This window comes from Variovorax sp. OK212 (assembly GCF_900112425.1).
Lineage (GTDB): Bacteria > Pseudomonadota > Gammaproteobacteria > Burkholderiales > Burkholderiaceae_C > Variovorax.
Genome location: NZ_FOLP01000016.1, coordinates 42,741 through 67,064 on the forward strand (window position 1 = coordinate 42,741; position 24,324 = coordinate 67,064).

Sequence of the window (24,324 nt, forward strand, 5' to 3'; positions counted from 1 at the left end):
ACCATGCTGCTCCACGTCACCCACGAAACGCGCTACGAGTACGCGCCGCCGGTCGAGACGGCGCAGCACCTCGCCCACCTGAAGCCGCTGGCCACCGATTCGCAGCGGCTCGTGAGCCACAAGCTCGCCATCGAGCCGCCGCCGGCGCAGCGCAGCGAGCAGGCCGACCTGTACGGCAACACGCGCGCCTTCTTCGCGCTCGAGGCCACGCACGACCGGCTGGTGGTCACGGCCGAAAGCGTGGTCGAGACCTCGGTGCCCGTGCTCTCGCCCGCCGTGGCGCGCGAGCTGCCCTGGGAGAGCGTGCGCGAGCGTTTCCGCTTCCGCAAGGACGCCACCTTCGACGCCGCCTCCGAGTTCGTCTTTCCGTCGCCCTACGTGCCGCGCCACGACGACTTCGCGGCCTATGCGCGCGCCAGCTTCGCGCCGGGCCGCCCGGCCTTCGACGTGGCGATGGACCTCACCGAGCGCATGTACGCCGACTTCGCCTACGACGCCGACAGCACCGAGATCAACACCCCCGCCGTCGAGGCGCTCGCGCAGCGCAAGGGCGTGTGCCAGGACTTCGCCCACATCATGATCGCGTGCTTTCGCACCATGGGCCTGCCGGCGCGCTACGTGAGCGGCTACCTGCTCACGCAGCCGCCGCCCGGCCAGCCCCGGCTGGTGGGCGCCGACGCCTCGCACGCATGGGTGTCGGTGTACCTGCCCGGAAAGAGCGAGAGCGGCAACGAGAACGACGGCGAACGCGAGGGCGACCGCCTCACCGGCGCGGGTGGCTGGGCCGACTTCGACCCCACCAACGGCCGCCAGCCCGGCGAAGACTACGTCACCCTGGCCATCGGGCGCGACTACTCCGACGTGTCGCCGATGCGCGGTGTACTCCATGGCGGCGCAAGGCACACGCTGCGCGTCGGCGTGACCGTGCAGCCAGTGGGGGAAGTGGTCGAGGGCCTTGCGCAAACCCGGACACAATCGCCTTCCCAAGACAAGGAGTCTCCATGAGCGTTTACGACAAACTTTCCAGCCTCGGCATCACCCTGCCCCCCGCCTCGGCCCCCGCTGCCGCCTACGTGCCCTTCGTGCAGACCGGCAACCTCGTGTTCCTGTCGGGCCACATCGCCAAGAAGGACGGCAAGGTCTGGGCCGGCCAGCTCGGCGCCAACCTGAGCACCGAGGAAGGCAAGCAGGCCGCACGCGCCATCGCCATCGACCTGCTCGGCACGCTGCACGCGGCCGTGGGCGACCTCAACAAGGTCAAGCGCATCGTCAAGGTGATGAGCCTGGTGAATTCGGTCGGCACCTTCACCGAACAGCACCTCGTGACCAACGGCGCGAGCGAGTTCTTCGCCGAGATCTTCGGCCCCGAAAAGGGCGCGCACGCCCGCAGCGCCTTCGGCGTGGCGCAGATCCCGATGGGTGCCTGCGTGGAAATCGAGCTGATCGCCGAAGTCGGCTGATCTGTTCTCGTCGAGGCCCGGCGTCAGTGCCGGGCCACATCAGACATCAAGAACCGCCATCGGCCTGTCCGGCCGGCAGAGCGGGAAAGAGGAGGCGTCGTCATGGGAGTGGCGCAAGCGGGCATTGCATTCCGGCCCGGCCGGCCCATCGGCAACCTGAAAGCCTTCGTGTCCCGGGTCATGGGGCAGCCCGTCGAAGAAATCCCGCACCCGGACTCCCGCCAGTTCGACGTCCGCAGAGCGACCGACATCATGGTCCAGGACTTCGACGGCGCACTCTTCATCTGCAACGACACGCTTGCGTGGCCTCACCTCGAGAACACGCACAGCGACATTGCAGCGCTTCATGGGCGCCTCGGCGCTCCCGCGTCCTTCATGCTGTTCTGCCACTACAGCTCGGGCGGCAGCTTCGGCTATGCCTTCGTCGACGGCGGCATGCGAACCCGCTCGAGGCTGCAGACCATGCTCGAGCCGCGTCTTCCGCCCTTGATCGAATACGGAATGCCCACGGCCATCGAGAAACGCTGGCTGTCCGCGCCGTCCTACCTGGAAGAAGACGACTGCCCACCCGAGGAGCGCCAACGCATCTTCTATCTCGACAGTCCGCGCGTCGAGGTCTACGAGGATGGCCTGACGCAACAGATCCTCCTCGAAGCACTGGAGGAGCGATTCGGTGTCTGTCCCTGGACGACGAACGTCGAGCCGATCTACCGCTTCTACAAGGTACGGGAAAAGCGTCCTTGGTGGCAACGGCTGGGATTAGGAAGGCCATGAGCCCTGAAGCGCTTGTCGGCGAGGCGATGCGGGATCCTGTCAACGCCGCGCTGATGGCGCGCTTGCCGCGCCTTGCACTGCGCCAAGGCCACCTCACGGCCGGCTGCCTGTTCCAGTCCGTCTGGAACCGCACCGCCGGCCGGCCGCCGGGCTGGGGCGTGAAGGACTACGACGTCTTCTACTTCGACGACAGCGACCTGTCATGGGAGGCCGAAGACGCCGTCATCCGGCGCGTGCATGAAGCCGTGGCCGATCTGGGCGTGACCGTCGAGGTCAAGAACCAGGCACGCGTTCACCTCTGGTACGAACAACGCTTCCAGGCGACCTACCCGCGCCTGACGTCGGCGCGCGACGGCATCGACCGCTACCTGATCGCCTGCACCCGCGTGGGCATCGACCTGGCCGACGGTTCGCTCTACGCGCCCGACGGTCTGCAAGACCTGGGCGCCGGCATCCTGCGGATGAACCCGCTGCTGCCGATGCCCGCCATGTTCCTGAAGAAGGCGGCGGACTACCGGGCGCGCTGGCCATGGCTCAGCATCGAGCCGTCGGCGGCCGTCGCGGCGGCCGCTACTGCTGCTGCCGCATCTGCTACTTGCGCTTCCAGCTCGACACCGTGATGAACACGCCGGTTTCCTTCGCATCGCGAAGGCGAACGGTGTAGCGACCCGCGCCATCGGTGCCGCGGATCACGGCGCTGGTGTCGCCGGCCTCCACGCTTGCGTCGTTCGCGAGCGCGCGGTACGTCTCGAGCACCGCGTCGAATGCGGCGTAGCTGCGCAGCGTCACCTCGGCATCGGGCCAGCGCGGCTCCTTGAGCTGGGCCTGCTGGTAGTCGGTGTACATCGGCTTGCCGGCCAGGCCCTGGGGCAGCACGATCTTGCCGGCGCTCGCGGTGCTGTTGACTTCGCCCGCCTGGATCAGCAACGGCTTGAGCGAGGCCGGAAAACCCGCGGGCAGTTGCGCGTCGTGCCAACCCGGTGCCGTGGGCTGGCCGGTGATGTATTCGACGGCCGCGATCTTCTGCACCTGCGCCGCTTCCGCGGGATCGTCGCTTTCGGCCATGACCGCGAAGTACCTCGGCAGCATGTTCGCCCATTCGATCAACGCCGCAGCCTCCGCCTGCGGCGCGCCGGCCGGCTGGAAGATGGACAGCACCGACGCCGGCGCCGGCTTGCACACCTTGGGCGCATCGCGTTGTGTCGCCTTTCGGCAATGGCCGTTGACCAGCCCGAACGCGACCAGCCGCCCTTGCGCGTCGAGCAGGAACGCCGAGCGCTCAGCGCCATGCCCTTCGCCGCTCACCGACGCGATCACGCGGCGGCCGTCGGGCCATGCGGTGCGCGTGATGTCGTGGCGCGAGCGCATGCCGTTCAGCAGCTGCTCGGCAATCAGGCTGTCGCCTTCGATGTAGTTGCCGCGCGCGTAGCCGACCATGTCGATCACCGCACTGCGGATCTTCGGTTGCTCGCTGAGCCGCAGCGGCGGCGCGGGCAGCTCCGTGGTCACAGGCGCGCTGGCTGCGTTGTGTGCATGGGGCGCGTCGGGCGGCGCGGCGCAAGCCGGTGCAGCGAGCGCGCAAGTGAGCATCAACGACGCGAACGTGGAACGGTTGGTTGCCTTCATTCGGAAATCTCGATCTCGATGTTGGTCACCACGGGCATGTTGCGCGGCTGCCTGGCATTGACGGAAAAGCGCACGCCGTCGCGGCTGCCCAGCACGTAGCCCGTGCGGTCTTCCGCACCGGATTCCATGCCCGCCAGCGGCGGCGTCAGTTGCTTGTAGAAGGCCAGCACCTGCGCGATGCTGTCGGTGGTCTGCAGGCGCAGCACGCGCCTGGCCTTTTCGTCGCTCAGTGCGTCCTGCCCGGTGCGGTAGATCACCGCGCGCGGGTACAGCGGCACCTTGGCGGAGAAGCCCTTCGGCCGCTTCACCGGCGCCGCTGAAGTGTGGGCGGCGTCCAGCGTGATGTAGTCGGTTCTCACGATTTTTTCGGGCTCGCCGGAGTCCAGGTCTTCCTTGGGCACCTGCGTGCTCCAGGCCAGCAGCGGCTGTGCCCTGGCGCGGTCGAAGCCGGGGCGCAGGAACACGACGAGCTCCGCGTGCTGGTCGTCGCCGCGGCAGGCCGCCTTGCCGTCGGCGCCGCATCCGCGATGCGCCAACGCCGCGGCCAGCACCTCGCCACGGCCATCGACCATCACGGCCGCGCGCTCGCCGCCGCCACCGACTTTGCGGTACGACGACAGCAGGCGCACGTCACCGGGCAACGCCAGCTGCTGCCGATGCAGGGAGGCCGAGAGCCCCGCGATCAGCTGTTCGGCCACGAGGCCTTCGGACCAGAAGTAAGAGCCCGACGCCACGCCCGCGAAGCGCGCCAGTGCGCGGTCCAGCGCGGGGCTCTGTGCGTCTTGCGCTTCGCTGTCGGTGTTCAGGACCAGAACAGGGGTGGCGGCGAAGGCGGTGCCGAAAGTGGGAAGCGACAGCGCAAGGCAAGCCGACAAAGAGAAAGCGAAGGGAAATCTGGAAGGCATCGAGAAAGCAAAAAAAGAGAAGGAGCGTTGCGCTCCAGGCGAGCGGCGTGCAGCCGCAAGGCGCCGGATTCTAGAAGGCGGGTACAAACACGTTTGTTTCCCGTGGTTGTCGCTCGACGCATTCCATCGACTCGCCTTTTTCGCTCCACCGTCATGTCCCGATACGTTCCACCACCTCCCGCCCCCGAGAGCGCATTGCGTGCGCTCGAAGACAAGCTCGGCACCGCGTTGCCGCCGCTGCTCAAGAGCCGCTATGCGAGTTCCAACGGCGGCACGTTCGACGACCCGCGCAACCGCGATCGCGAATGGCAGCTGCACCCGGTCTTCGATGCGAGCGACCGCAAGCAGATGAAGCGCACCGCCGAAGACATCGCGCACTACACCCGGCTCGCGCTGCAAGACAAGCGTTTTCCGCGCAACGGCATCAGCATCGCCCACAACTTCTCGCTGTACGAGCAGTTGTTCGTCAAGCGCGACGAGGCGAGCGGTGTCATCGGCGAAGAGATCTTTCTGTTCGACGTGCACACCGGCCAATGGTGCGCGCGGTACGCGGCCGATCTGCCCGCCGCCATCGCCCAGGCGCGCGTGCCCGAAGCCGTGCAACCCGACCCGGCACGCGCGCTGCCACAATTTCGCTACTACGCCGACCCCTTCGAGGCGGGCGTGCTGCGCACCTCGGGTGAAACCTGCGAGTGCTGCGGCAAGGCCACGGGCTACATCTACGGCGGCAGCTTCTACGCGGTGGGCGACGAATCGCATTTCTGCCCGTGGTGCATCGCCAACGGGGCGGCCGCGAAGAAGTTCGACGGCGAATTCAATGACGCCGCCGGCATCGGCTGCGCCGGAACGGAAGAGGTCGCGCTGCCGCCGAGCGTCATCGCCGAGGTGTCGCAACGCACGCCCAGCTTCTTCAGCTACCAGCAGGAACGGTGGTGGGCGCACTGCAACGACGCGGGCCGCTTCCTGGGAGAGATCGAGCATGTGGATCGCGCACTGATCGCCTCCGAAGCAGGCAACGATTTCACGAGCGACACGCGCGAGGCCGCGCACGTCGGCAGCGATGCCGATTGGCAATGGCTGCTCGCCACGCCCTCGCGCCAGCGCGGCATCGCCGTGTTCGTCTTCGGCTGCCTGCATTGCGGCAAGCTGGGCGGCTATGTCGACCACAGCTGAACGATGAACCCGCGCAAGATCGTCATCGGCAGCACCCGCTATGCCTGGGTGGTGCGGCGCGTGGATGCGCAGCACCTGGTCTTGCGCGTCTGGCCCGGTGACCGGCAGCGCAAGGACTTTCCGCTGGAGGTGCGCTTGCGGTTCGACGATCCATGGCTGAACTTCGGCGAGATCCTTGCAGCGCCGTCGGCGAGCCGGGCGGATGTGTTCCAGCTCGCGCCCGTCACGCCGCGAATGGTGCGTGAAGCCATCGAGGGGGCGATGGCGGCGGGCTGGAGTTCAGGACAACCGCGAGATCAGCGAGATCACCGTCTGTTCGAGCGCGGCGCCGACGGTGCGCTGACGCCGGCTGCCAGCTGACCGCTCGGTGCCGCGCTGCGTGCCTTCTCGCGCGAGACGAACAGCAAGATCAGCACCGTCGCCATGCACTCGACCAGCGCGATGATCGTCAGGCCCTGCGCGTACTGCCCGGTACTGCTCTTCAGGTAGCCCAGCAGCTGCGGCGAGAAATACCCCGCCAGGTTGGCCACCGAGTTGATGAACGCCAGCCCCACCACCAGCGCCGTGGCAGACAGGTAGCGGCTGGGGATCTGCCAGTAGATCGGGATCGAGCCCATCGTGCCGGCCGACGACAGCCCCAGCGACACGATCACGCCGGCCATGTTCTTCTGCCCCAGGAAGTAGGCCGTGAGCAGCAGGCCCAGCGCGCCCAGTGCGGCCGCAATGGCCGTGTGCCATTTCACCTCCTTGCGCCGGTCCGACAGGTAGCCGTTGCCGATCATCCCGATCCAGCCGCAGGCGTAGATGCCCGCCATCACCCAGCCCAGCGTCTTGATGTCGGTCACGCCGACCTCGCGCACGATGCTCGGCCCGTAGTACACCAGCGTGGCGTTGCCCGCCACGATGCAGAAGAAGATCAGCGTGAGCACCCAGAGCTGCGGGTTGCGCATCGACGCCAGGAAGCTGTGCTCGCGAGGGCCCAGGCCCTTGGCCTCGGCCGACAGCTCGCTTTCGACATGCGACTTCTGCCGCGCGCTCAGCCAGCGTGCCTTGGCCGGCGAATCGCTGAGAACGAAGTACGCGACCGCCCCCGCAATGATCGACGGAATGCCCTCGACCACGAACAGCCACTGCCAGCCGCGAAAGCCGCCCACGCCGCTGAGCGCTTCCATCAGGTAGGCGGCCATCGGGCTGCCGAACATCAGCGACAGCGCCGAGGCCGACACGAAGAACGCGAGCGCCTTGCCGCGCCGGTGCGCGGGCAGCCAGTAGGTCAGGTACAGGATCACACCGGGCTGCAGGCCCGCCTCGAAGGCGCCCATGAGGAAGCGCAGCACGTAGAACTGCAGCGGCGTCTTCACCCACGCCATGAGCACGCACACCACGCCCCAGCCGATGGTGATGCGCATGATGGTCTTCTTGGCGCCGAACTTCTGCAGCAGCATGTTGCTGGGCACCTCGAAGAAGAAGTAGCCGATGAAGAACACGCCCGCGCCGGCGCCGTAGATGGCGTCGGACCACTGCAGGTCGCTCATCATCGTGAGCTTGGCGAAGCCCACGTTCACGCGGTCGATCCACGCCAGGAACCACACCAGCGTGAGGAAGGGAATCAGGCGCCAGACGATGCGCTTGAAGGTGAGGTCGCGTTCCGCGAGCGAATCCGCCCCGCTCTCGGGCGCTGCCGTCGACGCGCCTGCAATTGCCGTTGTGCCCGTGTTCATGCCTTGCTCCTCGTGTTCAGGACGCGACTTCGAGCCGCGCACACAGCTGCCGCATCGCGGCGGAAATCGGTGCGATCACCGGCACGCCGAAGCGCGGCGCCAGCGCCAGCGCGGCCTGGCCCAGCGGGCCGCCGCCGATGATCACGGCCTGCGCGCCGTCTTCGTCGATGCAGCGTTGCACGGCGCGTGCCAGCGCTTCTTCCAGCGCCTGCGGCTCGGCCGCGAGCTCGCGCGGGTCGCCTTGCGTCAGGCGGATGCCGGTGTACAGGCCGAGCAGCCCGAGCGCGCGCGCACGCTGCTCGATGGGCGCCACCAGGTCGGGTGTGACGGTGGCGATGCCGAAGCGCCGCTGCCCCTGGCTCGCCTCGCGCATCGACGCCTCCGCGATGCCGACCACCGGCACCCGCGCGTTCGCGCGCACCAGGTCGATGCCCGGGTCGCCGAAGGCGCTGACGATCACGCCGTCCCATTGCGATTGCGTGGTGCCGGCGTCGCGCCACACCTTCAGCACCTCGACGGCGGCGGCCTCCAGCTCGCGCTCGTTGACGATCATCGACGGCCCGCCCATCGCGGTGCGGCCGGTCACGCGGCAGCCCGCGGGCGCTTCGGCGTTGGCGATCTTCGCCATCATCTCGGTGGTGGCACTCGACGCGTTGGGGTTGATGAGCAGGATGTCCGTCATGCGAGGTGCTTTCAGAAGGTTCAACCCGGCTGCGCCATCTTGGCGGCCGGTGGGGTGCCGGCCACGGGGCCTTCACCGGGCAGGGGCAGCGCGTCAGGCGACTGGCCGTAGGTTTCCGGCACGCTCTGCACGCTGATCACGAACACGGCGTACATGCCCGCCGCCAGGCCGAACACGCCCACGAGGCCGAAGGCATCGAACAGCCGCCCAGCCACGAGCGGCATCAGCGCGCCCGCCGCGGTGCCCGTGGCCAGGATGAACGCGGTGCCGAAGGCGCGCACGCGCGTCGGGTAGAGCTCGGGCGCGAAGATCCAGATCGTCGTGTTCAGCAGCAGCACGAAGAACTGGAACACGGCGCCCGCGATGAGGATCACCACGATGCTCTTGGCCACGAAGCCGATCGTCAGCGCCGCCAGGCAGGCGCACACCGCACCGGCCGTCAGCACGCGCTTGCGCGGAAAGTGAAAGCCCAGCAGCGACGCCGCAATGGCACCCAGCAGGCTGCCGCCCTGCATCACCATGGTGAACAGCAGGCTCTTCGACATGCTGTAGCCCAGCGTGACGAGGATGGTCGGCATCAGCGTGAGCACCGAGATCTGCGCGCCGTAGGTCATCCAGATCGTGATGCACAGCGGCACGGTGCGCCGCGCCAGCGCACCGCGAAAGATCTCGGTGACGCGCACCTTCGTCTTCGCGGGCTGTGCGTCGGCGCCGCTCTCGTCGATGTACTGCTGCTGCGGCACCTTCTTCGCCGAGAGCCGGCCCGATGCGAGCCGCGACAGCACCGCGTTCGTTTCCTTCACGCGGCCTTGCGACAGCAGGAAGCGCGGCGTTTCCGGAATGTAGCGGCGGTAGAACGCGCCGAGCAGCGCCGGCACCATCAGGCACGCGAAGAGCCAGCGCCAGGCGTTGTCGCCCGGGAACATCCAGAACACCAGCAGCCCGAAGCCCGGCGCGAGGAAGTTGCCCAGGCCGCCCGCGCCCACGTTCACCAGGCCCACCGCCGTGCCGCGGAACCTGGTCGAGCAGAACTCGGCCAGCATGGTCACCGCAATGGCGATCTCACCGCCCAGCCCGAAGCCGACGATCGCGCGCCCCAGGGCCATCACCGCGAAGTTGGGCGCCATCGCGCACACGCCCGCGCCCAGCGTGAACAGCAGCAGGTCGATCGACAGCATCACGCGGCGGCCGTAGCGGTCGGCAATGAAGCCCGAAATGATCCGCCCGATGGCCGCGCAGGTGAAGGTGACGGTGTTCAGCAGGCCGATGTCCGATGCGCTCAGGCCCCACTGCGCGCGCAGCATCGGCCCCACGATGCCGACCGCGTTCTGCTCGAAGCTGTCGAACAGGCAACCGATGAGGATCAGAAAGATGATCGTGTGGTGCGAGCGCGTGACACCGATCTTGTCGAGCGCGCGATCGAGCTCGGCAACCCGGGGCGAATCGGGCCCGGAGGAAAGTGCAGGTCCAGCCATAGGAAACCCCTTGAGAAAGGAAGAAGCATTTGCTCGGTGCTGTCCGGAATCGCGTGTCGGATGCTATCGGCGAGTCCGTTGCAATGACATATCGATTTCACCTAGAACAATTTTGTGAAATTCAAATTTCAGTCACGGACAACAACACGCAAGCGCCATGCCCGGATTTCGGAGGCGCCACAGGGGCAATTTCAGGCTGGATGCACCGTGAAGGTACGGCTGCGCACCGCGGATGTGCAGATGTGCAGATGTGCGGATGTCGGCTTCGGGCCGACGAGTCACGGCTCGCCTGTGGCGGCTCGGTCAGCCTTGACTTGCAACGCCGCGCGCACCGCGGTCGAAGCGGCTCGCCTGCGGCGTGAGCGCGGCGCACGCTGCTTCCGGATCGCTACTCCGGCAGCGGCAGCGCCGATCGCGGCTTGATTTCTTCCAGGCAAACGCTGGACCTGACGAGGTTGACGCCCGGCAACGCCACCAGCCGTTCCGTGAGGAAGACGTTGAGCCCCTCCAGATCACGCGCGATGACCTTGAGAACGTAGTCGAAGTCTCCTGTCACCGAATGGCACTCGAGCACCTCGGGCATTCGCGCAAGGGTTTGCCGGAACAGCTTGAGGTCCCGCATGTGGCCCCGCTCCATGCCGATATGGACGAAGGCCGTCACATGCAACCCCACCGCGGCGGGTCGAAGCCGCGCCTCGTAGCGGGCGATCACCCCGCCCTCCTCCAGGCGATGGTGGCGCCGACTGCACTGCGCCGGAGAAAGCCCGATCGCCTCGGCCAGTTCGAGGTTCGACATTCGGCCGTTCTCCTGGAGAAGGCCAAGAATGCGCACGTCAGTTCGATCGAGTTTGAGCATGCGCAATATGTTCTCTCAAAAGAACCGAATCGTACAAGTTTTCCTCTTTTTTCGATCGGCCATGGACAGGAATGAAAACTCATTTCCAGCCCCAATCCGAATAATTCGATTGTCCTTCGCAATGAAAAAACGTTGCATGGCCAACCGACGCAATTTCCTTCCTTTTCAATCTTCCTCCTGCTTGGCCGAACCAGAGACCATGGAATCCTCATGAAACGAATACCAGAGCCCTTCCGCATCAAGACCGTCGAGCGAATCGCGATGACGACGCGCGAGCACCGCGAGAAAGCGCTGCGCCAGGCAGGACTCAACCCTTTCCTGCTGCGCAGCGACGACGTTTACATCGACCTGCTCACCGACAGCGGAAGCGGCGCCATGAGCGATCGACAGTGGAGCGCCATGATGGCCGCCGACGAGGCATATGCCGGCAGCCGGAGTTACTACCGACTTGTCGAAACCATCAACAACGTGTTCGGTTATCCGTACCTCGTTCCCGCCCACCAAGGACGCGGCGCGGAGCAAATCCTCTACCCCGAGCTCGTCAAGCGGCGTGGCTCCAGGCAGCCGGTGTTCCTGTCGAACTTCCATTTCGATACCACCAAGGTGCATATCGAACTGGCCGGCGCGCGCGCCCTCAACGCACTCAACAAGGAAGCTCTCGACACCAGCGAATACCACGACTGGAAGGGCAACTTCGATCTGGCCGAGCTCGCCCGGCTCATCGAAACCGAAGGCGCCTCCAATGTCGCGGCCATCGTGGCCACCGTGACCTGCAACACCACCGGCGGCCAGCCGGTCGCACTGGAAAACCTGCGGGCCGCCTCTCGAATGGCGCGTCAGGCCGGCATTCCGATGGTGATCGACGCGACCCGTTTCGCCGAGAACGCCTGGTTCATCCGGGAACGCGAACCGGCGTACGCGCAGCACAGCATCCCGGAGATCGTGCGCGAGATGATGTCCTGCGCCGACATCGCCGTGATGTCGTCCAAGAAGGACGGACTGGTCAACATCGGAGGATTCTGTGCATTCCGCGATGACCAAGATCTTTTCCGCGCGGTTCAGGAGCGCTGCGTCGTGCGCGAAGGCTTCATCACCTACGGAGGCCTGGCGGGCCGCGACCTGGAGGCGCTGGCCGTCGGCCTCGAAGAGGCGATGGATCCCGACTACCTGAACTACCGCATCGGGCAAGTCGCCTATCTTGGCGAGCGTCTTCGCGCCGCGGACATCCCCATTCAATACCCCACCGGGGGGCATGCCGTGTTCGTGGATGCCGCAGCCCTGCTGCCGCACATCCCCTCCGAGGAGTTTCCCGCGCATGCACTGGCATGCGAGCTCTACATCGAGTCCGGCGTGCGGGCCGTCGAAATCGGATCCCTGCTCCTGGGGCGCAACCCGCTCACCGGCAAGCAGGAGAAAGCGCCACTCGAGTCGATGCGGCTGACGATCCCGCGAAGGGTCTACACGAACGACCACATGGACTACGTCGCCGACGCGCTCGCCGCAGTGGCCAGGCGCGCGCATGCGATCCGGGGGCTCGATTTCACATACGAGCCCGAACTCCTGCGGAACTTCACGGCACGGTTTCGCTGGACTTCCGAGAGCGCAGGGTGATGCTCGCTTGAACGTACGCCGCCCCGGGCGCGACCAAGTGCCGGGCCTGCGGCGTACGCAGAACGATGCTCGCGTGTGCTTGACCGAGCGTTCTCACGCAAGCGAACTTGCGGGAGAGCCGCAACGAGTTCAAGCCACAGGCTGACGGCAACAGGTCATCTTGGATCGATGACGTCGAACTCGAACTGCACAGGGGCGGAGTCTTCGACGTAGGCGCTGATCAGGTAATGGCCGGGAGGATCACCATCGGCCACGTCCCAAGACTTCGAGACGGTGCCGTCGTGGATCGTCAAGGTCACGTCCAGCGAAAGCGTCTTGCGATCCGCTGACATGCCGTAAGGCTGGCCACCGGCGCCCCACGTCTTGGGGGTTACCGGCAAGGTCATGCGTTCGAGCACGCGGACCTTGCCCGTCTTCTTGTTGAGTTTCAGGATCCAACCGTAGTTCTGGTTGATCACCCGAGGCACGGTGTTCGAAACCTTGAAGTCCAGCACGTCGTTGTTCGGCGCGAGCTTGAAGAGGCCGAAGACCGCATCGAGCGGACACGCGCCATTCGCTGTCGAAGCGCCGGCGCAAGCCTTGAACACGGCGGCATTCGATTCGGAAATGGATCCACGCGACGCGGCGGGAACCGGGGAGTCGTTGGCACTGCGCGGCGCGGCGCTTGTCGTTTGGGCGCCAACATGGGTGCACGCGACCGCGGCGAAAAGAACAAGAAGGTGGCGAATGTATTTCATGGTGAAGGAGGCTCAGCAGGCTGACTCTCGAGCGATCATGCCTTGCATCCTGCTTCGGCCGGCAGCCGACGGCATTCGGCGTGCATGTGCGACCATCGCGGCAGCCCGGCCCGGCCACAAGCAGCCTCTCGTCGGCGTCCTCCAGTTCAACGCTCTTGCCGCCTGCCGGGTCGGACCGACGGGACATCCGGCGACTCGAAGCGCGTGCGCACCGACCTCTGGTCCAGCACAATCGGTCAGGAGCGGGCGAACGTCCCACCCTTCAAACTTCATTGCATCGATAACATGGATCTTGAGCTTCCCAGCAAACTCCACAACGCACTTGAGCGTGAAGCGTCCGATGCGGGACGAAGCTTGCACGCACACGTCGTTAAAAAGCTCGAATCGATCACGCCACCTGTCGAGGCAGTCGATCGAGGGGTGGTGACCACCGGGCTACCCAAACTGGTCGCCTTCCTGTCACGGGTGCCAGGCGTGAAAGTTCTCTCATCGGGTTCGACCCCGGACGTTTTTTGGTGGGTGAAATTGAACATCGATCTCGACCACTCAATGGCTTGGCAGGTAGTTCAGGAACTTGGCTTCGTTCTCAACTACATCTCTCTTGAGGAGAAGTTGCCCACCGTTTTCAAGCCGGTTTCCCCTGCGCCTTATATGAACGGTGGTCCCAAGGAATTTCTTTCATGGGTCATCGAGTCAACTTATAACTACATAGACCCGGCCTGGATTGCAGAAACGCTCGAAGGTCGCCTGCCCCGGCCGGTGGATGATCTGGCCCAATGGAATCCTGATCACGAGGCGCTCTGATGGCAACAGGTGGCCGAGGCTGTGTGGAAACGCGCTCGGCACACCGGTATGCCGAGCGCGTTTCCACACAGCCTCGGCCAGAAGCGTTCATTCTGCTCTGCGCCAATCAGTCTGAGACAAGGTCATCTGTGAGGGCACGAGCGTGAGGGTGCTCGTCAGCATCATGAAGTCTGAGGCAATTTGCGGGACGCAGCTTGGCGCGGACGCAAGTCGTAAGAACTGAGACGCCGTCGCTTACGCTCGTTCGGCTTGCGCGAACATCTTCGAGAGATTCGAGCAAAGCATCTGCAGCACCTCAGTGCACCCGGGGCGCACAGGCCTGCCCGGGGACCCGCAGCCGATCAGTGCGCCAAGTCCATGCGCAGCCGGTACGCCACGCCATCGCGGCCGGGGTCGGCGCCGCCGTGCAGGCCATCGGCCTGTACCTGCACGCCGTGCACCCAGCCGATGGTGTAGTTGTACGGGTTGCGGCCAATGGCGTAGCCCAATGCTTCCAGCGCGTGCGTGGTGGAACGCGGAATGCGGTTGCACACGTCGATGGCGTTGCTGGTGGACGAAAAGCGAGGCGCCGACACGGCTGCCTGCATCTCCATGCCGTGGTCGATCACGTTGAGCAGCACCTGCAGCACGCCCATGGCGATCTGCGTGCCACCGGGGGCGCCGAGCACCACGTCGAGCTCGCCGTCCTTGAAGGTCATGGTGGGGCACGACGAAGTGAAGCGGCTCTTGCCCGGCCGGATGCTGCCGGCGCGGCCCGGGCGCGGGTCGAACACGCCCATGCAGCCGTTGTACAGGAAGCCCATGCCCGGCGTGATGATGCCCGAGGGCATGGCCAGCGAGTGAGTCAGGGAGACGGCGTTGCCGTCGGCGTCCACCACGCTCAGGTGGGTGGTGTCGCGCGGCACCGGCGCACCGGGGTTCACGCGCTCCACGTTGAAACGGTGGCCCGTGCGGATCTGCTCGGCGACTTCCCGGGCCATGTCCTTGGACAGCAAGCGATCCAACGGCACGTCGAAGAACTTCGGGTCGCCGATGCATCGGTCCTTGTCGATCGTCGCCTTCTTCATGGCCTCGCACACCCTCTGCAGGTAGGCGGGGCTGTTGTGCTCCAGGCTCGCCAGATCAAGGTGCTCAAGGATGTTGAGCATCTCCAGCAGCATGGCACCGCCGCCCGGGGGCTGGTTGGTCGTGATGGTGCGGTCGCGGTAGCGGCCCACCAGCGGCGGGTTGCGCTGCACTTGGTACCGGGCCAGGTCGTCGAGCGTGATCAACGCACCCAGCGACTGCAGGTGCGCCACCATCTTTTGCGCCAGGTCGCCCTGGTAGAACGGATGTGCGCCTTCTTCGGCAATCTGGCGCAGCACGGCGGCCATGCCTTCGTTGCGCAGCGGCGCACCGATGGGCTTGGGGCGGCCGTCGGGGCGGCAGTACAGCTGGCGGCTGTCCTCGCAGTACTGCAGTCGCTCCAGGTTGCCGACGCGGCCCATGGTGGGCTCGTCGATCCAGAAGGCGTGCATGCCGGGCCGCACAAAGTAGCCGTCCGCGGCCCAACGGATGGCGGGCTCCACCACCTGCCGCCACGGCAGGCGGCCGTGCGCCTGGTGCATGGCCTCCAGGCCCTTGAGCGTGGCCGGCGTACCGATGGACTGAGGGCCGATGTCGTTCACGCGGCCCTTGAGGATGAAGCCGAAACCGTCCTTGGTTTCGCCTTCCAGCAGGTGCTCCCACATGTCTTCCCTGGCCGCCAGGGGCGCAGGCGAGTGGAAGTCGAAATACTCGTGCACCTGGGCGCCGGGCAGGTACACGGCAGCGGTGCCAAAACCTGCGATGCCGCACATCAGAGGATCGACCACCGTCTGGGCCAGCGCGGTCGCGACGGCGGCATCCACCGCGTTCCCGCCCGCGCGCAGGATTTCAATGCCGGATTCGGCGGCCTCCGGCTGCGGGCAGACCACCATTGCTTCTTTTTTCATGACTTGTGCTGACGACCCCCTTGCTGCATCAGGGACACGGCAAGGGGTGGAGGTGAGAGGAAAAGGGACGGCGCTTGCGCGCCACGGGCCTACTTGGCGCTGAGGTTCAGTGCGCCGAGCGTGGGCCCCCAGGCCTTGGTATCACGCGCCGCGGTTTCCATGACCAGCACGGAAGGGCCGGACATGGGGATCACGCCCATGCTCTTGAGCTTGGCCTGCACGTCGGGACTGTTGTGGAAGGCTGCCGTCGCCTTGTTGAGCTTTTCCACGATGTCGGGCGGCGTGCCTGTGCGTGTCACCACGGCACTCCAGCCCATGTTGTCGAACCCCTTCACCCCCAGCTCGCCAAGGGTGGGCACGTCGGGCAGCTCGGGGGTGCGCTGTGGCGACAACACGGCCAGTGGATTGAGCTTGTGGTTCTTGATGTGGGGCAGGGCCGTGCCATACACCGGTGCCATCACTTCGGTCTGCCCGCCAATGGTGGCCAGGATGCCGTCGGCCTCGCCCTTGTACGGGATGTGGGTCATCGAAATGCCCAGGGCATTGGACACGAGCTCGACCGCCAGATGGGTGGAGTTGCCCAGGCCGGCGGACGCGAAGTTCAACTTGCCCGGCGCCGCCTTGGCTTTTTCCGTCAGATCCTTGAGCGTCTTGATGCCCGTGGCCGGATTGGCCGACAGCACGAACGGGACCGTGGTCAGCATGGTCACGCCGACGAAATCCTTCTCGGGGTTGTAGGGCAGCGGCTTGTAGGTGAATTGGTTGAGCACCATCAGCGACACGCTGCCCAACAGCAGGGTGTAGCCATCGGCGGGCGCGTTCAGCGCGGCCTGTGCGGCAATGAGGCCGCCCGCACCGGGCTTGTTCTCCACCACGATGGTGGCGCCAATCGCCCTGCCCGCGTGCTCGGCCCACATGCGTGCGATCGTGTCGCTGCTGCCGCCCGGAGCCTGCGATACGACCAGGCGCACGGGCCGGCTGGGGTAGGAGGATTGCGCGTACACGGTGGTAGCCGTGGCGGCCGCGACCGCGACACCCATCAGGATCTTGTAGACGTTCGTGATTGCTTTAGGCACAGGGATTCCTCTGAGGGTCTGACATGAAAGTTGAAGTAATTTTCATGACAACCCCTGCTATCCGCCTAGTGAAAATGCAAAATGGAACCATGAAGGTTTACTCATGATCGAGCGTTCGGAAGGCCTCTCCTGGGCCCGGGGCATCAAGGTCCGGCATCTGGAATCCTTTCTGGTGCTGGACGAGGCGGGCACGCTGACCGAGGCGGCCGCGCGGCTGCACATGACGCAATCTGCCATGTCGCACTGGCTGGCTGAACTCGAACGCGTGGCGGGCACGCCGCTGGTGGTGCGCGGGCGCAAGGTACAGCTGACGCCCGCCGGGCATCTGCTCAAACGGCTGGCCATCACCGTGCTGGGCGATATCGCCCGCACCGGCCTCGAGATGCATGCGGTGGCTGCGGGACGCGTGCCGCGACTGAATGTGGGCAGCGTCTGGGCAGGCATCGCCGGTGGCCTGCCCGAAGCCGTGACCGCGTTCCAGCAGCGCCATGCCGATGTGGCGGTGTCCATTCACGACGGGCTGTTCGACGACCTGCTCAAGGGCCTGGACACGCGTGCCATGGATGCCGTGATCGGCGTTCTGGATGCGAGGGCGCACCAGCCGCAGCTGGCGCATCACGTGCTCTTCGATGACCAGGTGAGCATCGTCATCGGCCACGGCAGCAAGCACTGGGACAGCGGCCAGCCACCGGGCTTTGCCGACGTGTTGCGCGAGAAATGGGTGATGCCTCCCCGTGGCACGCTCACTCGCATCCAGATGGATGCCTATCTCATCGAGCAACAAGCATCGTGGCTGGTGCCCAAGGCAGAAACGGCCTCGCTGGCCATGATGCAGGCACTGCTGCAAAAGGGCGACTACGTCGGCGTGTGTGCGCAATCCATGGCGGACTACATGGCCTCGCTGGGGCTGTTCAGGAAGATCGCCATTGAGACAAACATCCGCTTCGGCCCGATCACCGTGGTGTGGAACCGCGAGCACGTTTCGGCCACCCTCATGGACTTCATTGCCTGCCTGAAGGCGCATGCTTTGCGCGCGTAGGTCCACGAGCGCGTGCCCACTGCCCTGGGGTTCGACAGCAATCCTGGCAGCACCAGACGCTCCGCAACCGGAGAAGCGGATGATCTTTGACTCGATGAGGCGATTGAAGACGAGTATCGCGCGCGAAACGCAACAGCCCAACGCAAAGGAAGAGCGGTAGCTCAGTTGCTCGAGAGGATTTAAGCCATCGCTTCGACCAAGAATCTACGCAGTACGATTGCGGCTGGCGGCCGAGGCTGTGTGAAAACTCATCGTGCTACTGGCCATATCGGAAGTGGACCTCTCGGAGAGATCCAGGATCGACGATCGAAGGCGAGAGAAGGGTTTGAGTACCCCCGAAAACACGCCCATTGCGAGTTTTCACGCAGCCTCGGCCAGCCGCGGACCTGCTCAGTTCCGCGTCGACTGTCCGCTCGAGACTGGTTTCAGACCAGTGCTCCTCACGATAGATAGCGTCAAGTAATAGCTTGGAAATAATCAAATGATGGATTGGGTTCCTGTCGTCTTCATTGCGTTCAAGGTTCTCGTGTTCGGCACGGGCATGTTCTTCGCCATCAAGTGGCACTATGAGCAGGGGAAGAAAGGAAAGGAGGGGAAGGAGAAGCGGAGCGCGGTGCTACGCGCGAGCGGCAAGGTGGCCGCAGTCTTCGTGCTATTGCTCCTGGTCCTCTCGCTCCTCGCCTTCGGCCTTAGCAAGATGCTCGGCTTGGACTTGACCTTCCCATGACGGCAAGGAATGGTGGGCCGATATCCAGTTGTACGGCAGCCATTCCCCGATGCGGCTATTGGACAGCGTCGGCACGCGGCCAGAAGCCGACATTCACTAAGGAGGCCCAGCTCGCTTGAAAGCTGACGTTCGCGGCGCGTTCACACAATGTGTGTTCGGTTGCGCTGAAGCGCGTGCACACCAACTGAAGGCGCGTCAACAATCGACCAACATGAGCTACACAGTATTTGTGCAGAAGTTCGCCAACGGAGAACCGAGCGCGTTTCCTTTCGCCTTGGTGGTTTCAATCCTGCAACGGTACGGTGATGTCGGTGATGCCGGCGGTCGCCTGGAATTCACGCCAGCAGACGATGACCTTTGCGAAGTTGGATTCGTCGGCGGCAGCGAAGCCAAGGGCATCGAGTCGGTCATCTTCGAGCGACCGGTTTCCGGCGGTCGTCTAGCTCCGCTCGTATTCGAACTGCTCGGCCTTCCAGGCATGTGCTACTACGAGTTGGATTGCAGCTACGTTCTCGCGCGGACAGAAATCACGGCCGAACTTCCGCCCGGCCTTGCCGACATGTGCGAATCGGGAACTGTCACTGTTATATCTTCGGCGAGTGAAGTGCCGCTGTGACCGAGGACGGCCAAGATCGGACATTTCGTGCGCTCTCCCTTCTTGAGAAGAAGAGCCGCTGATCGTCAGTAATTTTCCGGGAACGAGAGCCGAACAAGGGGGAAACAGTCATGGGGGTAGCACAAGCAGGAGTCGCCTTCTGGCCGCAGACAGAGATTTCGGATCTGCCGCGATTCGTCTCTGGGCTCTTTGGCGAAGAGTATGTGGAGATCGCGCACCCGAACGTTCGAGAGTTCGACATCCGCCATGGTGGAGACGTCATGGTCCAGAACTTCGACGGAGCCATCTTCGTTTGCAGTGGCGATCTCGCGTGGGGCCATCTGAAAGATGTGAACAGTGATCTCCTTTTGCTCCACCACCAATTGGGCTCTCCGGCCACCTTCACGGTTTTCTGCAACTACGACTCTGGCGGGAGTTACGGCTACGCGCTTGTCGAAAACGGGGTCCGAAAGCGATCACGACTTCAGACCATGGGCGGACCTCAACTGCCACCTTTGATCGAGTATGGAGCGCCAACCGCCATCGAGCAGAGATGGCTGTCTGCGGAATCGTATCTGGAGGATGACGACTGCCCGATAGATGAGCGGCAACGCATGCTTTACCTTGAAGATCCGCGGGTCGAGATTGCAGAGGACGATCTTACGGGGAGAGTCCTCCATGAGACATTGATCGCCCAATTCGGCGTGTGTCCTTGGGAGACCGAAGCAGAGCCTGTCTATCACTTTTACCGGGCAATCTCCAAGATGCGGGAGATCAAAACGCCGGAACCACCAAGTACATTACCGAGCGGTGCTCTGCTTGACGCGATCCAGAAGCAGACGCGCCCCTGGTGGAGGATGTTGCTTGGGAGTTGACATGTAGCCAGAAGGACGGACTCGGCCAAAACCGGTCACTCAGCACTTCCCCAAAACGACAACCGGAGCGAATGTGGTCTTTCTTGCAATAACCCCCATGGGTCTGAAAGATGCGATGCGTGAGGCGGCGGGTTCGAGCACCGCGGTTTGGTGTGGCGCCGATGCCGTCACTGAGCAAGACTTTGCTGCAATGATGGGGAAAGGCCTGACGCGCTTCGCCTATCCTATCGGAGCGCGCGACCCACTGGTGTTAGAGGGGGCGCTAGATACCATCGGCCAGCATCACGCAGACGAAGTCGTTTGGGTTGAAGCCGCAATTTCGGCAGGCTGACCGCACCCGGCCAGAAGCGGTCCTCTGCCACCGCGACAAAGCCGGCTCCCTTCGACGCTGTGCTTCAGGTACCGTTATGCAATGACCGACAAAAACCGTTTGTTATCCGCTTCCGAGCACACACTCGCGCGGTGGATGCTGGAGAACGGCACTCCTGAGGCGCTTGCATTTCTCGGGCAACTCGAGGGTGCCGAGGTCACGCCGTGGCGCTGTCCATGCGGCTGCGCAAGCATCAACTTCCAAATCAGGGGCCACGCGCCGGCGCCGCCGGGAGTGCATATTCTCGGCGACTTCGTCTGCGGCCCTTTGGACGCGCCGGCAGGTGCATATATCTACGAGAGCGGAGGAACGCTCCGCGGCATCGAGGTTTACTCGCTTGCGAGTGATGCGCCATCTACGTTGCCTGTCCCTCCGCTGCGCCCGTTCGGATAGAGTGCTTCCGGCCACAACCAGACATTCATCTCGTTTTGGCAGAAGGCCGTTGCGTCTGCATCGAAAAGGCCATGATCGGCAGGAGCGGTCACAGCGATGCCGATTTCCATGTGTTCATTCTCCAGACCTGAGATAGCTCGTTTTTCAAAATCTAAATTCAGTCATGCCTAGAAGCCGCCTCAAGATTGCCTTAATCTTTCTCCTAGCCTTTTTGCTTGCGGCTTGCAGCGCAACGGGCGAAAAATTTTCACGGCTGAAGATTCCTAATTCTTCTGTTGGCGCTCTTTACGTATACCGCCTACCGAACTTTGCAGGCGGCGGCAACGCGCCACTTCTATTCATCGACGGCAACGACCAAGGCAGCTTGAAGAACGCGGGCTATATACGTAAGGAACTTGCAGTCGGGCGACATGTGATCGAACTGAGGAATGGCTCCATCCTTTCAAATATGAAGCCGCTAACTTTCGACTTGACTGTTGAGGGCGGGACAACATACTTTCTTCGATACACGATTGAACATCGCGGCAGCCAACACATTTTCGGGTCGACCGCGTTCATCCATGATTTTTATCGCTCATTCGAATTGATCGAGCGCGACGCTGCATTGGTGGAGTTGAAGGACACCAACGAAATCAAGTGAAATTCTCTTGTGCTTCATTTCACGCTCGAATCGGTTTGAGGTTTGAGGTTTGAGGTTTGAGGTTTGAGGTTTGAGGTTTGAGGTTTGAGGTTTGAGGTTTGAGGTTTGAGGTTTGAGGTTTGAGGTTTGAGGTTTGAGGTTTGAGGTTTGAGGTTTGAGTCTGAGGACTTTCTCGCAGAGAACGAACGCGGTAGGGCGTGGACGTTGGCATATCGAGGGAGCGGTGGTTCTAGAGCGCGGCGAACTTCGGCTCTGGGCCCGAGGCGGCTGTACGCCGTGCTCTGATCCGGACCTTCAGCGAACGTCCGCTTCCGGGAGCGCCCGACGATCGCTATGGGACGCGAACCAACCCCTCATGCTCCCACCTGAATTCTCAGACTCAACCGCCAAATTCCAATTTCAGCGGCTCAAACCTCGAAGCGGTCCAAGTTGAGCGAAACAACAGCTCCGCACTGAGTGACAAGTTTCCGCACAAGTCGTCGATCTCAAAGACAACGCGGGGTCACGTCAAGCGACGTCCCACAGCGCCTCAAAGCTCCCCGGTTTCCTCGTGCCCGAGCTCGATCGCAGCCAGCCGTTTGCGCCCCGCCGAGCCGGCAGCCTCGATCACCATGGTGGCCAGCAGATCGCACACCCCCATCACCGCGGTGTGGTTGTCCAGCAGCCCCGGCCCTCGGCAATCGCATTGCAGCGACCACGTGGCGCCGGCGAAGTCGGGCGAGGCCTGGTCGCTGATGTAGACGATGCGCGCGCCGATGCGGCTGGCGGCTTGCAGCAGGGTGTCCATCTGCCGCGTCTGCCGGCGCGTGCCGAAGACGATCACGCAGTCGCGCGTGCCCAGGCCGGCGAGGTGTTCTGCCAGCGTCTCGCCCGGCCCCGGGATGGCGGTGACGCGCGGCACCACCTGGATGATCTGCCAGCGCAGGTACTGCGCGAAGGCATGGCTGCTGCGGCTGCCGAAGATCAGCACCTGGCTCGCGCCGATGATCGCCTTCACGATCTCGCTCATCTGCCGGTCGTCGAGCCGGTCGAAGGTGCTGGCCAGGTTGGCCTGCGACTGCTGGAAGTGCGTGGCCACCAGGTGGCCGCGCTTGGAGGCCTCGGTGGCGTTCTGGAACAGCGGCGAGCCGGTCTGCTTTTCCTCGCGGACCTGGCGGCGGGCTTCCTCGTAGTTCTCGTAGCCGATGCGGCGGATGAAGCGGCTCACCGTCGAGGGCGACACGCCCGCCAGCTCGGCCAGTTCGTTGCCGGCGTAGCTCGCCAGCTCGCCCGGGAATTCGAGCACGAAGTCGGCAAGCTGGCGCTCCGTTGCGGACAGCTGGTCGAGCTGGCTGCGAACGCGGCGAACGAAGGAGTCTGCGGAAGGTGCCATGGCGTCTGGAAACGCGATGATGCCACGGCGTGCCTGCAGCATTTCAGCCGGGGCCGGCGGCTGAAAGCAGGATTGCGGCGTGCGACGCCGCCCTCATGGCCCTCATGGCCCTCACCGCTCTCACCGCTCTCACCGCCATCGCGGATGGTTCACACGCTCACACCGCCGCAGCCGCAATCTCCAGCTGGGTCAGCCGCCGCGCCATGCGGCCGACGAAGTTCTGCGTCACATGCGGCAGCACGCGCTGCGACGGCACCACGATGCCGACCTGCAACTGCTGCAGCGCGGGCAGTTCGAAGGGGCGCCATATCAGGTCGCCGCGCTTCAGGTCTTCGATGAAGGCGATCTTCGAGAAGCATGAGATGCCCTTGCCGGCCATGATCAGCCGCTTGAGCATCGGCGTCGAGTTGCAGGTGGCGGCCGGCTCCATGTCGTCCCAGAACGCGGCGAACTCGGGCGACAGCGCGGCGCTGATGACCGGGTGCGAGCTGGAGCGCAGGAACGGGTAGCGCGCGCACTCCTTCAGCGACACCTTCGCATGGTTGGCCAGCGGATGGCCCGGCGGCATCACCACGCCGATGGGCAGGTTGGCCAGCGCCACCGCCGCCACGCCGCCCGGCAACCGGCTCACAAAAGTCATGCCCACGTCGACCTGGCCCGACATGACCATCTGCGCCACGTCCATGGGCTGCACCGCGGTGATGGTGTACGTGACCGCGGGGAACACCTGCAGGAAGTCTTCCACCGCCGAGGGCAGCATCTCCTCGAAGAACGAGTCCATGGCCGCCACCTTCACGTGGCCGGTACGCTCGCCCTTGAGCGCATCGAGCTCTGTGCGCATCACCTGGTATTCGTGCAGCGTTTCCTGCGCGTGCTTCAGCAGCCGCTCGCCCGCCGCGTTGAGCCGCAGGCCGTTGGGCATGCGGTCGAACAGTTCCACGCCCAGCTCGTCTTCCAGCTTGTGGATCTGCCGGTTCACGGCGCTCGCCGCCACGAAGAGCCGCTCTGAGGCCTTGCGCACCGAGCCGCAGCTCGCCACCTCGATGAAGTACTTGAGAATGCTCGCGTGCATCAGCCGGCCCTCCCGTGCGGGGCCGGCGCTTGCGCCGGCTCAACCGGCCAGGCGTGCAATGTCGGGGTGGTCGCAGGCCACGCGCCCGGTGTCGGCCGCGCCGCCGGGCGAGCCCAGCCCGCTGACGTTCGCCGCGAAGAAATCGCGGTTGATGGCCGTGAAATGTGCCATTTCGGGCGGCAGCCGAAGGTCTTCGTAGATGGCCTGCGTGGGGCAGGCGGACACGCAAACGCCGCAGTCGATGCATTCATCCGGGTGAATGTACAGAGTGCGCTCGCCTTCGTAGATGCAATCGACCGGACAGCACTTGACGCACGCGCCGTCCTTGATGTCGATGCAGGCGCCGGTGATGACGTGGGGCATGGCAT

The 24,324-nt window shown here is 64.4% G+C and carries 27 protein-coding genes; 14 read left to right on the forward strand and 13 right to left on the reverse strand.

Going from position 1 to position 24,324, the window contains the following annotated elements:
* Positions 1 to 3 precede the first annotated feature (3 nt).
* The 4 genes from BM004_RS30770 to BM004_RS30785 all read left to right on the forward strand — a co-directional run bounded on the left by BM004_RS30770 (position 4) and on the right by BM004_RS30785 (position 2,854).
* A complete protein-coding gene (locus BM004_RS30770) occupies positions 4 to 1,005 on the forward strand; it encodes a transglutaminase family protein (RefSeq protein WP_093135501.1) in 1,002 nt (333 codons plus the stop codon).
* Positions 1,002 to 1,460, forward strand: coding sequence for a RidA family protein (locus tag BM004_RS30775; protein ID WP_093219040.1), 459 nt, complete (start codon positions 1,002 to 1,004; stop codon positions 1,458 to 1,460). The genes BM004_RS30770 and BM004_RS30775 overlap by 4 nt, the downstream gene beginning before the upstream one ends.
* A gap of 102 nt (positions 1,461 to 1,562) precedes the next feature.
* Positions 1,563 to 2,234: a hypothetical protein gene (locus BM004_RS30780; RefSeq protein ID WP_143072574.1), complete on the forward strand. Its 672-nt coding sequence runs from the start codon at positions 1,563 to 1,565 to the stop codon at positions 2,232 to 2,234.
* Positions 2,231 to 2,854, forward strand: coding sequence for a nucleotidyltransferase family protein (locus BM004_RS30785; protein ID WP_218152753.1), 624 nt, complete (start codon positions 2,231 to 2,233; stop codon positions 2,852 to 2,854). The genes BM004_RS30780 and BM004_RS30785 overlap by 4 nt, the downstream gene beginning before the upstream one ends.
* On the opposite strand, the gene BM004_RS30790 is transcribed toward BM004_RS30785, so the two are convergent.
* Both BM004_RS30790 and BM004_RS30795 read right to left on the reverse strand, forming a co-directional pair.
* Entirely contained in the window at positions 2,826 to 3,860 is a 1,035-nt protein-coding gene (locus BM004_RS30790; protein ID WP_093219043.1) for a hypothetical protein, read from the reverse strand. The two genes, BM004_RS30785 and BM004_RS30790, sit on opposite strands and share 29 nt — an antisense overlap.
* Positions 3,857 to 4,765, reverse strand: coding sequence for a hypothetical protein (locus tag BM004_RS30795; RefSeq protein ID WP_177206657.1), 909 nt, complete (start codon positions 4,763 to 4,765; stop codon positions 3,857 to 3,859). The genes BM004_RS30790 and BM004_RS30795 overlap by 4 nt, the downstream gene beginning before the upstream one ends.
* Positions 4,766 to 4,918: 153 nt before the next feature.
* On the opposite strand from BM004_RS30795, the gene BM004_RS30800 reads away from it, so the two are divergent.
* Together BM004_RS30800 and BM004_RS30805 are read left to right on the forward strand one after the other, a co-directional pair.
* Positions 4,919 to 5,938, forward strand: a complete 1,020-nt coding sequence (locus tag BM004_RS30800) for a CbrC family protein (RefSeq protein ID WP_093219045.1) — start codon at positions 4,919 to 4,921, stop codon at positions 5,936 to 5,938.
* A gap of 3 nt (positions 5,939 to 5,941) precedes the next feature.
* The gene (locus tag BM004_RS30805; protein ID WP_093219047.1) at positions 5,942 to 6,298 is read left to right on the forward strand and encodes a hypothetical protein; all 357 of its coding nucleotides are present in this window, start codon (positions 5,942 to 5,944) and stop codon (positions 6,296 to 6,298) included.
* Here BM004_RS30805 and BM004_RS30810 read toward each other — a convergent pair.
* The 4 genes from BM004_RS30810 to BM004_RS30825 form a co-directional block, all read right to left on the reverse strand.
* Complete coding sequence (locus BM004_RS30810; protein ID WP_093219193.1) at positions 6,244 to 7,659, reverse strand: MFS transporter; 1,416 nt, start codon at positions 7,657 to 7,659, stop codon at positions 6,244 to 6,246. The two genes, BM004_RS30805 and BM004_RS30810, sit on opposite strands and share 55 nt — an antisense overlap.
* Positions 7,660 to 7,675: 16 nt before the next feature.
* Entirely contained in the window at positions 7,676 to 8,341 is a 666-nt protein-coding gene (locus BM004_RS30815; protein WP_093219049.1) for an aspartate/glutamate racemase family protein, read from the reverse strand.
* 20 nt (positions 8,342 to 8,361) lie between these two features.
* A complete protein-coding gene (locus BM004_RS30820; protein ID WP_093219050.1) occupies positions 8,362 to 9,816 on the reverse strand; it encodes an MFS transporter in 1,455 nt (484 codons plus the stop codon).
* 388 nt (positions 9,817 to 10,204) lie between these two features.
* On the reverse strand, positions 10,205 to 10,678 hold the full coding sequence (locus tag BM004_RS30825; protein ID WP_093219052.1) for an Lrp/AsnC family transcriptional regulator: 474 nt from the start codon (positions 10,676 to 10,678) through the stop codon (positions 10,205 to 10,207).
* Positions 10,679 to 10,882: 204 nt separating this feature from the next.
* Here BM004_RS30825 and BM004_RS30830 point away from each other — a divergent pair, with 204 nt between their 5' ends.
* On the forward strand, positions 10,883 to 12,283 hold the full coding sequence (locus BM004_RS30830) for a tryptophanase (protein WP_093219053.1): 1,401 nt from the start codon (positions 10,883 to 10,885) through the stop codon (positions 12,281 to 12,283).
* Between the two features lie 155 nt (positions 12,284 to 12,438).
* Here BM004_RS30830 and BM004_RS30835 read toward each other — a convergent pair whose 3' ends face one another.
* The gene (locus BM004_RS30835) at positions 12,439 to 13,020 is read right to left on the reverse strand and encodes a hypothetical protein (protein ID WP_143072575.1); all 582 of its coding nucleotides are present in this window, start codon (positions 13,018 to 13,020) and stop codon (positions 12,439 to 12,441) included.
* 204 nt (positions 13,021 to 13,224) lie between these two features.
* Between BM004_RS30835 and BM004_RS30840 the strand changes: the two genes are divergently transcribed.
* Complete coding sequence (locus BM004_RS30840; RefSeq protein WP_256220121.1) at positions 13,225 to 13,824, forward strand: hypothetical protein; 600 nt, start codon at positions 13,225 to 13,227, stop codon at positions 13,822 to 13,824.
* A 341-nt stretch (positions 13,825 to 14,165) separates the two neighbouring features.
* Here the strand turns inward: BM004_RS30840 and ggt are convergent, their stop codons facing one another.
* Together ggt and BM004_RS30850 are read right to left on the reverse strand one after the other, a co-directional pair.
* Positions 14,166 to 15,797 (reverse strand): gamma-glutamyltransferase, encoded by a 1,632-nt coding sequence (gene ggt / locus BM004_RS30845; RefSeq protein ID WP_093219057.1) that lies wholly within the window; start codon positions 15,795 to 15,797, stop codon positions 14,166 to 14,168.
* Positions 15,798 to 15,886: 89 nt separating this feature from the next.
* On the reverse strand, positions 15,887 to 16,873 hold the full coding sequence (locus BM004_RS30850) for a Bug family tripartite tricarboxylate transporter substrate binding protein (protein ID WP_093219058.1): 987 nt from the start codon (positions 16,871 to 16,873) through the stop codon (positions 15,887 to 15,889).
* Between the two features lie 103 nt (positions 16,874 to 16,976).
* On the opposite strand from BM004_RS30850, the gene BM004_RS30855 reads away from it, so the two are divergent.
* The 5 genes from BM004_RS30855 to BM004_RS30875 all read left to right on the forward strand — a co-directional run bounded on the left by BM004_RS30855 (position 16,977) and on the right by BM004_RS30875 (position 20,440).
* Positions 16,977 to 17,912: a LysR family transcriptional regulator gene (locus tag BM004_RS30855; RefSeq protein ID WP_093219060.1), complete on the forward strand. Its 936-nt coding sequence runs from the start codon at positions 16,977 to 16,979 to the stop codon at positions 17,910 to 17,912.
* 481 nt (positions 17,913 to 18,393) lie between these two features.
* Positions 18,394 to 18,639: a hypothetical protein gene (locus BM004_RS30860; protein WP_093219061.1), complete on the forward strand. Its 246-nt coding sequence runs from the start codon at positions 18,394 to 18,396 to the stop codon at positions 18,637 to 18,639.
* A 115-nt stretch (positions 18,640 to 18,754) separates the two neighbouring features.
* Positions 18,755 to 19,255: a hypothetical protein gene (locus tag BM004_RS30865; RefSeq protein ID WP_143072576.1), complete on the forward strand. Its 501-nt coding sequence runs from the start codon at positions 18,755 to 18,757 to the stop codon at positions 19,253 to 19,255.
* Positions 19,256 to 19,365: 110 nt separating this feature from the next.
* Positions 19,366 to 20,109 carry a hypothetical protein gene (locus BM004_RS30870; RefSeq protein WP_093219064.1) on the forward strand — a complete coding sequence of 248 codons (744 nt, stop codon included), beginning with the start codon at positions 19,366 to 19,368 and terminating at the stop codon, positions 20,107 to 20,109.
* A 97-nt stretch (positions 20,110 to 20,206) separates the two neighbouring features.
* Positions 20,207 to 20,440 carry a hypothetical protein gene (locus BM004_RS30875; protein WP_256220122.1) on the forward strand — a complete coding sequence of 78 codons (234 nt, stop codon included), beginning with the start codon at positions 20,207 to 20,209 and terminating at the stop codon, positions 20,438 to 20,440.
* 368 nt (positions 20,441 to 20,808) lie between these two features.
* On the opposite strand, the gene BM004_RS41610 is transcribed toward BM004_RS30875, so the two are convergent.
* Positions 20,809 to 20,982: a hypothetical protein gene (locus BM004_RS41610; RefSeq protein WP_177206658.1), complete on the reverse strand. Its 174-nt coding sequence runs from the start codon at positions 20,980 to 20,982 to the stop codon at positions 20,809 to 20,811.
* A 53-nt stretch (positions 20,983 to 21,035) separates the two neighbouring features.
* On the opposite strand from BM004_RS41610, the gene BM004_RS30880 reads away from it, so the two are divergent.
* Complete coding sequence (locus tag BM004_RS30880; protein WP_093219067.1) at positions 21,036 to 21,512, forward strand: DUF2846 domain-containing protein; 477 nt, start codon at positions 21,036 to 21,038, stop codon at positions 21,510 to 21,512.
* Positions 21,513 to 22,041: 529 nt separating this feature from the next.
* Here the strand turns inward: BM004_RS30880 and BM004_RS30890 are convergent.
* The 3 genes from BM004_RS30890 to fdxA all read right to left on the reverse strand — a co-directional run bounded on the left by BM004_RS30890 (position 22,042) and on the right by fdxA (position 24,319).
* Positions 22,042 to 22,884 carry a MurR/RpiR family transcriptional regulator gene (locus BM004_RS30890; protein WP_093133207.1) on the reverse strand — a complete coding sequence of 281 codons (843 nt, stop codon included), beginning with the start codon at positions 22,882 to 22,884 and terminating at the stop codon, positions 22,042 to 22,044.
* A gap of 157 nt (positions 22,885 to 23,041) precedes the next feature.
* On the reverse strand, positions 23,042 to 23,956 hold the full coding sequence (locus tag BM004_RS30895) for a LysR family transcriptional regulator (RefSeq protein ID WP_093219070.1): 915 nt from the start codon (positions 23,954 to 23,956) through the stop codon (positions 23,042 to 23,044).
* Between the two features lie 39 nt (positions 23,957 to 23,995).
* Positions 23,996 to 24,319: a ferredoxin gene (fdxA, locus tag BM004_RS30900; protein WP_093219072.1), complete on the reverse strand. Its 324-nt coding sequence runs from the start codon at positions 24,317 to 24,319 to the stop codon at positions 23,996 to 23,998.
* Positions 24,320 to 24,324: the final 5 nt, after the last annotated feature.